The organism is Bacillus aquiflavi, assembly GCF_019915265.1.
In the GTDB taxonomy this organism is placed as follows: domain Bacteria; phylum Bacillota; class Bacilli; order Bacillales; family Cytobacillaceae; genus Bacillus_BT; species Bacillus_BT aquiflavi.
On sequence record NZ_CP082780.1, the window covers coordinates 3,288,913 to 3,304,000 of the forward strand.

The following is a 15,088-nucleotide window of genomic DNA, read 5'->3' on the forward strand; positions in this document are numbered from 1 at the left end:
TGCTGCGATCTTTTTATCTTCAGCAAATAACTCTTCAATGCTCGTTCTGCTCTTTTTTAATTAATTTTTTTTCTTCTTTGATAGCTGATTGATTTGGTTGGAGAAATGATTCAACGGAAGGCATATTTAATGAGGTAATTTGCTCACGGACATCAATTCTCTGGAGTGAACCTTCATCACCAAGATATACTTCATATTCACTTATTAATAAAGCTTGATAGCTTTTCGGATTTGCCTCGATATGATGAATTTTAGATATGAGGATTCTCCTTCTCTTTTCGTAATCATCTATTAGTTCTCTCTGAATCGTTTCCTCGTAACTTTGTAATATTTCCTCTTTCTCGGCGACAATCGAAAGCCCCTTTTGGTAAATTCTAACCGCAGCTGAAATATTTACTTTAATTGTTTTTCCGTTTGCATCTACTGGATAAAGGAGCATGTCCAAACCATCATAGCCTTTCCCCTCTCCGGCAATCGCATTCAGCATCTCCTCAATACTATGACCACTGTTAATAATTTTGAGTACTTTAGAAATATTTTCATCAATAGTATCTAATCTTTTCTGCATTCTTTTATAAATCTGAAATAATTTTATCCCGATCACAATGTCGTGACCGATTTTTACAGTCTCTTTAGTCTTTTGATCACTTCTGATGTTATCCAGAGAGCCAATCAAGTCATATATTGCTTGTAAATCTTTCTCTAGGCCTGCAATTTCTTTAACAACCGCTTTTTTCTCGCTTTCCTTTAAATAGCCGCCTTTAATTAAAGCGTTCAAAAGCGGATCAGAATTTTCAGTTAAATAACGAATTACTTTTAACACTTCGGGTGATTTCTGCTTCATCTGTTTAATCATTGCAGACAATTCATCATAACGAGTAAAGTATGCTTTTACCCCGGATTTTACCCCTTTTTGCATTTCAGTGATTAAATCAAGATTAATTCCGAGCATCGCCTGAGCAACTGCATCTAAGCCACCTTTTTTATAATCATCGGCATATTTAAGAATATATTGCTGAATTTTAGCTGCTTCCTTATCAGGAATTTGATCAACGAGAGAACGAATTCCACTATAGCGCGGATTTGTATCTACATATTTCACATTCCCTATACCTTCAATGAAGCCCCTTTTACCGCTGGCACCATAAAGAGGATCGTCAAGTGAAATGAGCTGAAACGAATTTTCACCTCGATGTTGATAATATTTCTCTGCAAAAGCTTTTACTTCCTCGGGTGGGAGCGAGTAAATGGCATTATAATCATCAAACTTCAAATTAAACTCAGTTGTTAATTCCCACCAAAATTTTTCATCAATTTCTGCCAGCTGATAAAAATCTGGTTGCGCCCCGTTTACACCGTACAGTTTATCAAACTTGCCATCTACTAAGCGTGCGTTCAGATTGTTATTTTCTGCGAGCGAATGAGCAAGGGCAATCTTCATGGTTTCTAACGGATTTTTTATTAAGCCGCGGTTTATAATTTCGTTCAATGATTCATCTAAAAATTCACTAGTATCTTCATATTGGCCCCCATCTTGGCCGGCATAAATCCCGAACAGATTATAACCCCAGTCAACTAAATCTTGGCTTCCTTGAGAAACGATGTATAACTGTTGAATATTTTCTTTTTCATTAGAGAAGAAAATCGCCGTTCCGTCATAGCCAGAATCACGGTCGCGTAACCCTTCAAGCTCATCGGGGCGAATAATTGTAATATTGGCATTAATGTCTTCACCTGTTTCCTCGAAATGAATTCGTCTTAATTCTTTTTCAAACTTTTCTTTCGACATTTTTTTACTGTTATATTCTAACATTAAAGTCCGCAACCATACTTCCTCTAACTCAAGCACTTCGTTTTGTTCTGCTTTCATTTTTTACTCACCTTCTTTTTACTTTCAATTACTATGAATTATCGCTCTCTTCCTCAGTTGGAATAAACGTAATCGATTCCATTAACGTTTTTGCCAGTTGTTCCGCTTCGTTTACATTTAATTGACAAGGCATACTCCCATCATCACAAGCGATACCAAATATAAATTGAATTGCTTGCTTACTATTTTTCGCTTTAATATAGCTAAAAAAAGAATAAATTGTGCGATTTTTCTCTTTAAATTCTTTTTCTTTTTTTGCGTAGTATATTTGTTTATCGTTAAAACTTATTTCTTCAAAATTCCCTTCATATCCAACACGATTTCGCATTCTATCTAAATATTTTTCTATATTTCTAGTATGAGATTTATTTAAATATCTTATATTTGCATAATAGGAAATATTTTCACCGATTAATGCCCCAAGATAAATTTTTTCAAAACTTTTCTTATGAATACCATAAAATTTATCACTAAGTTGAGCATTTTCGGGGAAAAGCATTGTATAGCCGTTCGTTCCAGAGCGAAATAAATAGAAGCCTGGTTTTACTTCCTTGGTTGAATCAAGAAACTGTCGTGTGAACTCATCTTGAAATGCCTCCACTTGCGGCAACTCTTCGGGAGAAAGTTCTTTTGAGGCTTTTTGTTCATTCTCTTCGCTCTGTTTGCCTTGATTACTCATTTGACAACCTCCTATAAATAAAAGAATGACAATTAACATTGAAATATATGCACTTTGTCGCAATCGACAAACCCCTTTCAACAAGTTTGTTTAAGCATAAAAACAATGGAAATAAATATATTTATATTTTAATATAGGCCCATTGGAAATACAACCATTTTATGTATATGAGGGGAATGATGGAGAACTTATATTTTAATATAAAGCGTGAAGATCTTTTTCAAAAAAATTCTTTTACTTTCGATTACTATGAATTATCGCTCTCTTCCTCAGTTGGAATAAACGTAATCGATTCCATTAACGTTTTTGCCAGTTGTTCTGCTTCGTTTACATTTAATTGACAAGGCTTACTCCCATCATCACAAGCGATACCAAATATAAATTGAATTGCTTGCTTACTATTTTTCGCTTTAATATAGCTAAAAAAGCTATAGTCTATTCGCTTTGAACTTTCAAATTCTTTTTCCCTTTTTGCATAGTGTATTTGTTTATCTTGCAAACTTATTTCTTCAAATTCCCCTTCATAACCAACACGACTTCGCATTGTATCTAAATAACTTTCTATCATGTTTGTGTGAGCTTTATTTAAATACCTTAAATTCATAAAATATGATATATTCTCACCGAATGATGCTCCTATACCAATCGTTTCAAAATGGTTCTGATCAACTTCATAAAATTTGTCACTTAAGATCGCATTTTCGGGGAAAAGCATTGTATAGCCGTTCGTTCCAGAGCGAAATAAATAGAAGCCTGGTTTTACTTCCTTGGTTGAATCGAGAAACTGCCGTGTGAACTCGTCTTGAAATGCCTCCACTTGCGGCAACTCTTCGGGAGAAAGTTCTTTTGAGGCTTTTGGTTCATTCTGTTTGCCTTGATTACTCATTTGACAACCTCCTATGAATAAAAGAATGACAATTAACATTGAAATATATGCACTTTGTCGCAATCGACAAACCCCTTTAAAAAATAATAATTAGAAAATCCTTTCTCTATCCTTTATTGCACCTCAATATCGCAATTTGTATAGTATTTTCCATCAGCCGTTACTTCAATTTTCCATAAACCTAATTTATCAAAACCAAACTTTGCTCCAGTTTGTGAACTGTTAATATTGTCTTCAATAAGTTTTGTGCATCCAGAGAGTAATAAAACGAAAATAAATAATAAAAAGTTGATTTTTTCCCATTATGTATAAATAATGTTATTTTCATCCATATTTTTATTAAAAAATTATTGCCTTTAGTATCAATACCTCTATCCGCTTTTACTAATGTTAAGTGAACCTAATAGATATCCCTTTTGAGCAAATATTCGTTTGAAAAATCTATACTATCAAAATATCACTCTATTCACTTTTTTACCAAAATATCCTATACTATACAAGTAAAGATTTATTCATTTAAACCTTTTAACGTTAGAAAGGAGTAAAACGTGAAAAAATTAGCTTTATTTTTTTGTTTGATTATTAGTACATTTATTATTACCGCTTGTGGGACACCGTCGACAGAGGAAGTGTTTAAAAAGGTAAACGAAGCTCATAAAAAGGTTGATTCAGTTGAAGTAAAATTTAGTGAACATAGTATAAATCAGGACGATAAAGTGACTGGTACTCAAAAATTCGATTTCAAAAATAATATGATCTATATCACAAATGACAAAACAAATGAAATATATTATAAAGACAAAGACGATTTTATTATTTCCTCTGACGATTCAGTAGAAAAAATTGAAGATGACAGTAAATACGTTTTCGAAATAAAACTGAAAAAAAAACAACAAAAAGAACGGAAAACATGCTGCAATATTTACAACAGTTTGATAAAAAGATTTTCGAAAAATTTGAGCTAGAAGAAAAAAACAATTTATATATTCTTACTTACAAAGGAGATAAAAAAGACGCAGCCGCTTTACTTGAAAAAATGTCAAATCAGTATTTTGAAAAAATGTCGGAATATACAGGCAAACAAATTGTTCTAGATAATATTGAAGTTGACAACTTTGACGTAATTATTACCATTGAAAAAAAAAAAAAACAAATTTAATACAGAAGTATGAAGAAAAATTGACATCCAAACAAACAGTAAATGGAAGAACATCTAATTACAACATGGCCAACACATTTGAATACGTACAGTATAATAAAGTAAAAATCGAAAAACCAAAAGTGGATGACGAGAAGAAAGAAGAAGTAACGTGGAGTAAGGAAGAAAAAGAATTATATGAGCAAGAAGCCGCAAATTATCTCGATGCACTTATCCAAGCAACTGTCTATCAAAATGTCGAGGGTTACGTTGAAAAAGTACCAGGCTCACAATCCATTGAAGAGAAACAAAAAGATGGCGAATTTCAGAAAAATTTGTTTATAGGAATTTACATTGAAAATACGAAAAGAAATATCCCTGGGGCGGACGATCAACAAATAGAAGCATTAGCTAATGCATTTATGAACGCATTAAAAAATACAAGGTATAAAGTGATTGGTGCAAAAGCTGATAAAGATCACTTTTTTAAGGTTACGTTGGAGATCGAAGGAATCGACCAGGCAAAATTAAATCATGAAGTTCAAATGACGTTAATGGACGAAATGAGTAAAGGTAGTATTACCCAAAAAGATCTCAGCAAAAGAGATTTTGAATTGCAAATAGAAAAATACAATGGTGAAATCGAACGGTTAAAACCAATTACAATTAGTGTCGATGTGATTAGAAATGGGAATGGGTCATACATGGTTTTAATGCAAGATCAATATTTATTAACTTTTGTTCAATCATAAACAGTGGCCTTAAAAAGGCCACTTTATACTTTGACAAAACGAACTCAGAACAAAGTTCTATACGCTTCCGCCTTGTGCTACACGCGCCTCGACTGACAAGCACTTTCAAGTCTTTCAGAAAGCAATTTAGAGACCTTAGAAAAGGATGGTGAGTATTATGACACCAGTTATCATTGAAGAAGTTCAAAAAAAAAAAATGACTATTGACCTTGATTCAACTCCTTTAACCCTTCCATTGGCAATTCGAGAAAAACATCAACTATGTTGGGATGAGCAAAAAAAACAAAATTCGTCATTGCATAATGGCGTAGTTTTTACAATTACGAATATGAAGCGGACTCCAAAAGAATTATCAGTAACCGTTGCAAAGTCGGATTACAAACACTACTTATATACAATAAATAATAAAAACTGCGAATATCCTTGTAAAGTGATTTATGCGTGTGCAGCCGTAATAACTAAAGATCGACATCTTGTAATTGGTCGCATGAATACTCAAACATCGACACCAGGAAGGCTGCAATTCCCCGGCGGAGGAATTGACGAAACAGATTTAAAAGGTACCATTTTAGATTTGCAAGGAAATATGAATAAAGAAATAAAAGAAGAGATCGGAATAAATATTCATTCGCCCTCCGTTCGTTCCTTTTCTCCTAAATTTTTAAAGCATGGAGGAGCTCATGATTTTTGGGTAATTATATTTGAAATGTTGATAGAATATACAGTTGGAGAATTAAAGACTTCCTTCAGCAATCATAATAAAAGATTAACGAAATTAGGAATACAACCAGAATTTGCTGAGATTTTATTTGTTCCTTTACATATAGATAAGATTGAACCTTTTATTAAGCATGAACAATCACCTAAAGTAGACTATTTGCTTCCTATCCTATTAAAATATGTAGAAAATTTTTGAACAACACTAGAAATCGTTTACTAATCAGCTTCCTATAAATTATAAAAATGACTATTTTAATATTCAGAGTATTATCAAAATGTATTGTCCGAATGGGATCATTTTGATATAATAGTTTTAATTTGAAAGCGGATACATTTATATGTTTGATTGGAGGAATATTAAGTGTATAGTCCGCATACTATTTACATAATAGGAGATGCAAAAGCACCGAATAATAACCCGATTACACAAAAATTTAATGCCTTTTTTATCGGTTTAGTAGTCGATCTTAATAATGGGAAAATTGTTGATGCAGATTGTTCTTCAACGATTGAGCTAACCTCACAATTTGTCCGGTCACTGCTTATTAACGAACATATCCAAAATGCTGAAACAATTATCCACAAAATTGAAACGAGATATTTCGGTTCATCTCAAAAAGGCTTAATCGTTGCCTACAAAGACGCATTAAAAAAATATCAGCAAATTATCAATAAATAACTTTTCGTTTTGCACAGCTGCTTTATCTATTCAACCGTAGATGAAATCCAGCTGACAACGGGGGCTTCTTTCCCGTTGTCAGCTGGATTTTTTTATTACATGATTAATAGATTTTAAAAAGGGGGATTTATATGATCGAAGATGGGTTTTTATATTTTAGCGTTCTTATTGCGCTTACTGCTATTATTGCTTGGCTCGAAAAGCGAACAGGATGGAAATTTTTTAAATATGTGCCTGGAATTGTGCTTATTTACATCGGCGCAGCATTATTAAAGACTTTTGGCGTTTTTGGCGAAACTGATTCAATTACTGACACAAGCAAACAAATTAGAGGGACACTACTGCCTGCAATGATTGTGTTAATGCTATTACATTGCGACATGCGCAAGCTAGTGAAGCTTGGACCGAAAATGCTGCTCGGTTATGCAACTGCAGTTATTAGTATCGTAGTTGGTTTTACACTTACATTTGCTATTTTCCAATCTTATTATGCTCCTGAATCTTGGAAAGCATTTGGCGCCTTAGCTGGAAGCTGGACAGGAGGATCAGCAAATATGGTTGCGATCCAAGGAATTCTAGATGTACCTGAAACTATTTTCGGTTATATGTTAGTAATGGATACTGTGAATTACTCTGTATGGGTTTTATTTATGTTCTGGCTCGTTCCATTTGCCGCAAAATTTAATAAATGGACAGGAGCCTCATCCGATCATCTTGCTCAAGTTAAACTCGATTTACAGCTAGATAATCAGCATAAAGAAAAACAAATGTCGTTCCCTGAGCTTATGGCTCTAATTGGAATTGGTATTTTCGTTTCAGGAACTGCAACAGCAATTGGTAATAAACTGCCAGAAATTGGTGACGTCATTAATGCTACAACATGGACAATTTCGATTGCGTCTGTTGTTGGACTAATATTAGCGATGACAAAAGTTGCGAGAATTCCTGGATCAATGGATGTCGCAAATGTGATGTTATATATCATTGTTGCTTTAATAGCATCACAAGCAGATTTCTCACAATTATTCCAAGTTCCAATTTATATTATTTCCGGTTTTATGATTATGCTTTTCCACGGTTTAGTCATGTTACTGTTAGCAAAATTATTTAAGCTTGATCTATTTACACTCGGTGTTGCAAGTCTTGCAAATATTGGTGGGATGGCATCAGCTCCACTGCTTGCAAGTGCTTATAACCGGGCGCTAATTCCAGTTGGTGTGTTAATGGCGCTCGCTGGGTCATTTTTAGGCACTTACTTAGGGCTTATTACTGCAAAAATCCTTTCACTACTTTAGGAGGTTACTAAATTAAATGATTCAAAACATCTTAGTTTCTATTGATCAATACAAACTCCACTCCCCGTTTGTAACAGCAGTACGGCGAGTAGAGGCGATTGAAACGATAACAGTTCACATTGAAACTGAAAGTGGGTTAAAGGGAGTTGGGGCGGCATCCCCGACATGGCAAATTACAGGTGATTCTATTGCTAGTATAAAAGAAGCCATTTTACAACCGATAAAGAGTGAATTACTCGGTCAACCACTTTCATCACTAGAAGCTTTATTAACAAAAGTAAAAACAGCTTGCAAGGGCAATTATTGTGCAAAGGCCGCCGTGGACATTGCTTTATATGATTTTTTTTCAAAAAGGCGGAATTTACCGCTATATGAAATGTTAGGCGGATATCGCAATTGTATTTCAACTGATATGACGTTAAGCATTGATCAAGAAGAAAAAATGACAATGAAAGCAATGGAGCTAATTAAAGATGGATATGATGCATTAAAGATTAAAATTGGCGGAAAGTTTGAAGAAGATTTATCAAGAATTCGCTCATTACGTCAAGCTGTTGGCAGTGAAATAACATTGCGAATTGATGCTAACCAACATTGGGAGCCGAAAGAAGCTGTCCGCTTTATTCAAAAGCTTGAAGAAGAAAATTTAAAAATTGAATTTATCGAACAGCCAGTAGCAGCTGATGACTTTGAAGGACTTGCCTATGTTACACAACATGTTACAACACCGATTATGGCAGACGAAAGCTTGTTTTCAGCGAAAGACGCATTAAAGCTTGTAAACATGCAAGCTTGCGATCTATTTAATATAAAACTGATGAAAACTGGGGGTATCCGTGAAGCAATTGTCATTGCAGATATTGCAGAAGCAGCAGGAATTTCTTGTATGATTGGAAGTATGATGGAATCGCCTATTTCCGTGGCAGCAGCCATTCATCTTGCATGTGGACATCGTAATATTACGAAAGCAGATATGGATGCACCCCTTTGGCTTGAAAATAAAGAGGCCATTAAGGGGGTGTCCTATAATAAAAGTCTCATAAATTGTCTTAATAGCCCGGGTATAGGAATAGAAGCAAGTATGTTGAAATAATCATTTACCAAAATATTTTAAAGGAGATGGGAAAATGAAAAAGTATTTTATGATTGTCATTTCAAGTTTGTTAATCATTCTTTTTGTCGTTTCTCCTAACATTTCTTATGCAACCTCGGAAAAAACAGCGTACATTGATGTTGTTGCTGCAACAATTTGGGCAGAGCCTAATATCGCAAGAGAAATTGATCAACCATCAGTAACGAATCCAGTAGACTTATGGAAGTGGACAACTAGCATGACGTTAGATGATAAGTTATGGCTTGTTGGAAAACTAGAAACACAAGCACTTTACGGTGAAAAGGTTTATATATTAGAGGAAAAAGGAGACTGGGTAAAAGTTGCTGTTGAAGGGCAGCCGACTCCTCGTCACGATAAAGGTTATCCCGGCTGGATGCCAAAAAACCAGCTAACAACAAATAAAACGTTCGACAAGCTTTCACAACATCGATTTGCAATGGTTTCTGCTAATACAGCTTGGTTATATCATGATAAACATATGAAAAAACCTTTTATGGAAATTAGTTTTAACACGAAGCTTCCTGTAATCATTGAGCTTAAAGGAACGTTATTAGTTGCAACGCCAAATAACGGGTTTAAATGGCTATCAGCAAATGATGTGAATGTTTATCAATCTATAAAAGACATCCCAGCCCCAACACAAGATAGTTTAGTTGAAACAGCAAAGCAATTTATCGGACTTCCTTATTTATGGGCTGGCACATCTGGATTTGGATTTGATTGCTCAGGTTTCACACACAATGTTTACAAGCATCATGGCATTACTATTCCAAGGGACTCCTCCGTTCAAGCAGTACATGGAACTCCTGTAGAAAAAGAAAACCTGCAAAAAGGAGATCTTCTCTTCTTTGCTTATAATGAAGGAAAAGGAAGAGTTCATCACGTCGGTATGTATATCGGGGATGGAAAAATGATACACTCTCCAAACTCTAGCTCTTCTGTAGAAATAATAGATGTATGGTCATCTGGATACGCAATTGAGTTTTCAGGAGCAAGAAGGTACTTAGATTAAAACGATAATGGGGCTGTTTTTACAGCCTTTTTTTATTTTGGTAAATAAAAAACCCTTTTAATTGATAAAAAAAGCTAATCAATTAAAAGGGTTGCAATAACCTATTTTAGGAGATCATTTAGTTTAGCCGCTGTATCTTGTGACACAACTCCTTCGCCGCCTAAAATCGTTAATGTTTTAATGTCGTTTTCACTTATGAATTTCGCAACAGAATCAGGTACTACCTTACTTACTAGCAAAATACCTGTATCTCCTTTAGCTGCTAACGCTGCACCTGCCAAAGCATCTGCAAAATCAAAGCCCGTTGCTATATAATAATGACTTTGTCCATTTCTAAACTTATGAGCTAACTCCACAGATGTTTCATACCGATCTTGTCCAAAAATACGAGACGGATCTGGAAGTTCTTTTAAGATATCATTATTAATGATAGCTTCGCCACCAATAACATAAGTTTTCGTAATCTTGTTATCATTTAATGCTGTTTTTGTCTCATCTGGCAATATCGTTGTTGATGTGAGTAAAATAGGCATTCCTCTTTTTGCTGCATATGACGCTGCTGAAAGAGCATCAGGGAAGTTATATGCATCGACAACTACAGCTTCCTTAACTCCGCTTGCCGCAACTTCATTAGCAATCTTTGCCGCTGTTTCAAAGCGATTTTCACCTGCTAGACGCTGGACGGTTAATCCTTTATCTTTTAATGCTTTTTCAACAGTGCTACTTACAGCTCCATCGCCGCCAAGTATATATACGGTTTTCGCTTGTAAACGGTCAATTTCTGCTTCAATAGTTGCAGGAAGTTGATCTGTTGCTGTTAATAGTAATGGTGCATCATATTTATGGGCAAGCGGTGCTCCAGCAAGAGCATCTGCATATTGGTAATCTCCGCTGCGAGCCAACACAATTACATCAGATGTTTCCCAACCGTTCTGACTAATAGCTGCGGCTGTCTCAAAGCGATCAGTTCCACTTAAACGAGAAACTTTACTTCTTGATATTTCTATTTTTTTCGTCGTTGTATTACCACCTAAATCTACTGCTTTAAACTCATACGTATTCTTTCCATATGCAACATTTAACGGAACGCTTATTTCTTTTTCAATTGGTTGAGAAAGCGCCTTTTCGGTAGATTCATAGTCTAAAAGATGTTCATCATCAACATAAAGTGATAATTTGTTAAAGTTATCTTTCAATGTTACTTTTGCTTCGACTTGATCAACATTAACTACTGCTGGTACGTCAATTGTCATTTCTGCCGGCGTTGTGTCAACGAATACAATTCTATTAATCGAATATTCGTTACCGGCATGATCAGTTGTTGTTACAATCACATCATATTGACCATCTTTATCAAATGTTGCTTCCCCATCAAACTCATAACGTCCATTACTATTATTATAGTTGACTTCCGTTTCAACACCATTAATTGTTACTGATTTTATACCAACATTATCTGTCACATATCCTTTTACTGGAACAGATAACGTATGATACGATGAGAAAGGAGCAGGGATATTTTCATCTACAAATAAAACTGGCTTTTCACTGTCGTTAACCGAAATTGACTCGCTAATCCCGATATTTGAAGCTTTATCTATAGCAGCTATTTGCACAAACCCACTGTTATCTTCTAAATCGATCTTACCCGAAGTATCCTCTAATAAATCAATTAACTTATCATTTATTATTAGAGCAATTGCTTCAACTCCGATGCCTTTCTCTACGACTTCATATGAAAGTTCATTTGAAGCTTTATTATATGATAACGTAACTTCTGGCGCTGTTGTGTCTAAGTAAACTGGTATTTTCTTAGATTGCCATTTAGCACCACTTTGGTGAGCTGCTGCCTTTATTTCATAGAAATAAAGCCCATCATTTATAACTTTTTTCTTTACTGTTCCATCCCAAGAACGATCAGGATCAAAAGAAATAGGAAGTTTATTATTATTTGGATTGAAATACGTTTTTCTTACAAACGACTCCGTTTTAATTCTTCGGAGATGCTTGCCGTTTTTATCTAAAATATTAAATTGAACTTCTTTTGCATTACGCAAAAACGATGGCAACGGATAAATATCGTCATAGTAACCATCACCATTTGGTGAAAGCGGGTAAACAACTACATCTCCATATTCTACAGGCGAAACAAATCTACCATTCGATGTTTCTAACATTTCCCCTGTACCTTTTTCCTCAAACAAAGTATCTAAATCAAAATATCTCTCTTCGTTTAACCCTTTGAATCCATCTACAATATTAGGACGATCCCACTTACCATAAAAACCGACATATGGTACAGAAAGGACCGGATTAAGTTCACCTACAGGAGACAATGTAACAAACCCTTCTACAAAAATGTCCTCTCTTAAAGGTTCTGTCACTTCGTCACCATTTTCATCGATTCCAGGTATTGTTGCTTCTGATAAATCTATTGATATGGTAAAATCAACAGATTCACCAGCTGGAATTTTCACTTCATCAGGAGCAGTTACTTTTGCACCTTCCATATCACCTGCAATAAGTGCATTGTATACTGGACCATCTGTTTCTAAAAATGTATCAGTTAACACGCGAGTGTCTACTTTGTATGTTAACTCATCCTCAGAATCGTTAATAGCTGTAAAGTCCATTGAAAAGCTTTTTTCTGTAAAATCTTTTAATTCTACTTTTGCTTCACCAGTATCTTTTGCAACTACATAAACAGGAGTCGTAACAGCTGCAAAAGTTTGCATCATCCCAGCACCTTGAGAACGTGGTGAATATGGTTGTCCATGTAAGTCTTCGATTATTTTAGCTGTGTTCATTAATAACTTTTTAGCTAGCCGTGTTCTTTCTCCTTGATTTAAATCAGAGTACTCCTCTTTTAAATATTGTTGTACAAGTGCAGCTCCTCCTGCAACATGTGGCGCAGCCATTGAAGTTCCACTCATCGTCCCATACTGATTATCTTGTAGAGTGGAATAAATATTGCCGCCAGGAGCTGTAATTTCTGGCTTTAATTCTAAACTAGGTGTTGTTCCCCAAGAAGAGAAACCAGTAATACGTCCGGATTCTTTACCGGGGATTGCGGAATCTTCGGTAACAGTTAAATTAATGTTTCCAGCAGCGATCTCATTTTCTAAAGCTTCACCGTCACCTGCTGAAATCATCATAAATGGCAAGCCCCATCCACCTTGATCTGTATAAAATTGAGACAAGCCAGTATCATATACGATGATTGCTTTTGCGCCTGCATTATACGCATGTCTTGTTTTATCATAAAACGATATGCCGCCACGCTTTACTAAGACTACTTTATCCTTAACATTAACATCCTTATAATCACTTTCATCCCCACATACTGTACAATTTTTACCTGGTGTTTCCTTTTTACCGTTCTCTTTGGCAAGACTTACAACCTCTAAACCTTCTAAACCTTCCCAACTATCGATGCCATAGCCAAGACCAGAGTATGATGTTCCTGCAAGTGTAATTTGATGTATATACTCTATAGAGAGATTTCCTGAAGCAGCTACTTGAATTGTATCTTTATTCAACCCTGGTGAGCCTACTACTCCGATATCAGGGTTATTAAAATATGGGTTGTCCCAATTATTACCGATATGTGCTGAGTTTCCAGCAGAAACAGAAGCGACAACTCCATTTTGTACAGCTCTAGTAATCGCTACATCTTCCGGACTATTTTCTTGGTAAAATGACGCTACTGAGCCTAAACTCATATTTAAGACATCTGCACCTAGTTTAATAGAATCGTCAATCGCCTTTAAATAAATATCTGAATAAGTAGATGGTGCGTTAGGATCATTACTAAAGACTTTCATTCCAAGAATTTGCGCTTCCGGCGCAACCCCTTTAATTCCGTCATTTTCAGGATCGCCATTCGCTCCAACTGTTCCCGCTACGTGCATACCGTGTTCAGAAGCTGCGGGGCCTTCGTCTTTTATTACCTTGTTTTTATCATAATAGTTATACCCATAAGGAACTTTTTCTGTAAAAAACTGACCTGGCAGTCCTTCTTTACTAATTACTTGTTCAACCTTCTCTTCTGTTAATGCCTCTTCTGTTGTTTCATTTAAAATGAAGTCATTATGAGCAGGATCTACACCTGAGTCGATAACAGAAATGACCATTCCTTCCCCTTTATATCCTGCATCACCCCAAGTTTGGTAAGACTCTATAAATTCGTGGCTGACCAGCATATCTGGAGTTGGACGCTCATATTCATTAGCAATATAAACATTTTTAACTCCGTCTATATTTTCAATTTTTTTAATATCTTTATATTTTACTTTTCCACTAAAGCCGATAAAAGAAGTTGAAAACTCATGAAAAACATTTATATTAATCCCTTTAGATTTTATCGCGCTTTTTATGTCTTTTTGTTTTGCAACAGCAGCTTTATTTAAAGAAGCCTTTTCTTTATTACTTAGCTCTTTATACATCACGCCTTTTTTAGTTGCTGCTTCGAGTGGTGTTTCACCTTTCGCTTCTACAATAATTCTTACTGAGTCATTTGCCTTATAAATATTCTCTTTCTGTAAATTTCCTGCATTTTTAGTTTTATCTTTGTTGAGCTTATTAAGTATTTGGTCTTGGATTTCATCTAACGAGGTCTTTTGTACTGCTTTTGTCTCTGCTCCAAGTGCAAGGCTAGCATGACCAAACATTAATAAAAATACTAATAAAATCGTTAATGAGTGCTTTATTCTTTTCAATCAGCATCCCCCTCTTGCTTATTTTTCGAGAAAATAGTATAAGAAATTCCTCCTATTATTTCCTTCTATTTAAATGTAATTAATTGTGGTATTTAAGTCAATACTTCCCATAGTTTATTTTTTGAATATTTAGATGTTTTTTATTAATAAGCAGGATTAAAAGATTTAATTATTAAACAACCTGCTAACACCAACTTAATCATTAATGAATTTCACAAGTAATTT

Annotated in this window: 12 protein-coding genes; 8 read left to right on the forward strand and 4 right to left on the reverse strand. The window is 35.0% G+C overall.

All coding sequences use genetic code 11. From position 1 onward, the window contains the following. Nucleotides 1-34: 34 nt before the first annotated feature. From K6959_RS15940 to K6959_RS15950, 3 genes are all read right to left on the reverse strand, one after another. Nucleotides 35-1,870 carry a DUF6792 domain-containing protein gene (locus K6959_RS15940; RefSeq protein WP_223087002.1) on the reverse strand — a complete coding sequence of 612 codons (1,836 nt, stop codon included), beginning with the start codon at nucleotides 1,868-1,870 and terminating at the stop codon, nucleotides 35-37. 31 nt (nucleotides 1,871-1,901) lie between these two features. Continuing rightward, nucleotides 1,902-2,549 carry a hypothetical protein gene (locus K6959_RS15945; RefSeq protein ID WP_223087003.1) on the reverse strand — a complete coding sequence of 216 codons (648 nt, stop codon included), beginning with the start codon at nucleotides 2,547-2,549 and terminating at the stop codon, nucleotides 1,902-1,904. A 247-nt stretch (nucleotides 2,550-2,796) separates the two neighbouring features. Next, on the reverse strand, nucleotides 2,797-3,435 hold the full coding sequence (locus K6959_RS15950) for a hypothetical protein (RefSeq protein ID WP_163240417.1): 639 nt from the start codon (nucleotides 3,433-3,435) through the stop codon (nucleotides 2,797-2,799). A gap of 548 nt (nucleotides 3,436-3,983) precedes the next feature. On the opposite strand from K6959_RS15950, the gene K6959_RS15955 reads away from it, so the two are divergent. From K6959_RS15955 to K6959_RS15990, 8 genes are all read left to right on the forward strand, one after another. Then, nucleotides 3,984-4,400 carry a hypothetical protein gene (locus tag K6959_RS15955; RefSeq protein ID WP_223087005.1) on the forward strand — a complete coding sequence of 139 codons (417 nt, stop codon included), beginning with the start codon at nucleotides 3,984-3,986 and terminating at the stop codon, nucleotides 4,398-4,400. Next, complete coding sequence (locus K6959_RS15960) at nucleotides 4,346-4,594, forward strand: DUF6612 family protein (RefSeq protein ID WP_223087006.1); 249 nt, start codon at nucleotides 4,346-4,348, stop codon at nucleotides 4,592-4,594. Before K6959_RS15955 ends, K6959_RS15960 begins: the two co-directional genes overlap by 55 nt. Nucleotides 4,595-4,614: 20 nt before the next feature. Next, a complete protein-coding gene (locus tag K6959_RS15965) occupies nucleotides 4,615-5,325 on the forward strand; it encodes a hypothetical protein (RefSeq protein ID WP_223087008.1) in 711 nt (236 codons plus the stop codon). Nucleotides 5,326-5,482: 157 nt separating this feature from the next. Further along, nucleotides 5,483-6,241 carry an NUDIX hydrolase gene (locus K6959_RS15970; RefSeq protein WP_223087009.1) on the forward strand — a complete coding sequence of 253 codons (759 nt, stop codon included), beginning with the start codon at nucleotides 5,483-5,485 and terminating at the stop codon, nucleotides 6,239-6,241. Between the two features lie 165 nt (nucleotides 6,242-6,406). After that, on the forward strand, nucleotides 6,407-6,724 hold the full coding sequence (locus K6959_RS15975; RefSeq protein WP_163240423.1) for a DUF3870 domain-containing protein: 318 nt from the start codon (nucleotides 6,407-6,409) through the stop codon (nucleotides 6,722-6,724). A 131-nt stretch (nucleotides 6,725-6,855) separates the two neighbouring features. After that, nucleotides 6,856-8,019 carry a DUF819 family protein gene (locus K6959_RS15980; protein WP_163240425.1) on the forward strand — a complete coding sequence of 388 codons (1,164 nt, stop codon included), beginning with the start codon at nucleotides 6,856-6,858 and terminating at the stop codon, nucleotides 8,017-8,019. 16 nt (nucleotides 8,020-8,035) lie between these two features. Continuing rightward, on the forward strand, nucleotides 8,036-9,112 hold the full coding sequence (locus K6959_RS15985) for a dipeptide epimerase (RefSeq protein WP_223087010.1): 1,077 nt from the start codon (nucleotides 8,036-8,038) through the stop codon (nucleotides 9,110-9,112). 34 nt (nucleotides 9,113-9,146) lie between these two features. After that, nucleotides 9,147-10,145: a C40 family peptidase gene (locus K6959_RS15990; protein WP_163240429.1), complete on the forward strand. Its 999-nt coding sequence runs from the start codon at nucleotides 9,147-9,149 to the stop codon at nucleotides 10,143-10,145. A 101-nt stretch (nucleotides 10,146-10,246) separates the two neighbouring features. Here K6959_RS15990 and K6959_RS19720 read toward each other — a convergent pair whose 3' ends face one another. Next, nucleotides 10,247-14,863 carry a cell wall-binding repeat-containing protein gene (locus K6959_RS19720; protein WP_281350642.1) on the reverse strand — a complete coding sequence of 1,539 codons (4,617 nt, stop codon included), beginning with the start codon at nucleotides 14,861-14,863 and terminating at the stop codon, nucleotides 10,247-10,249. Between the last annotated feature and the right edge of the window lie 225 nt (nucleotides 14,864-15,088).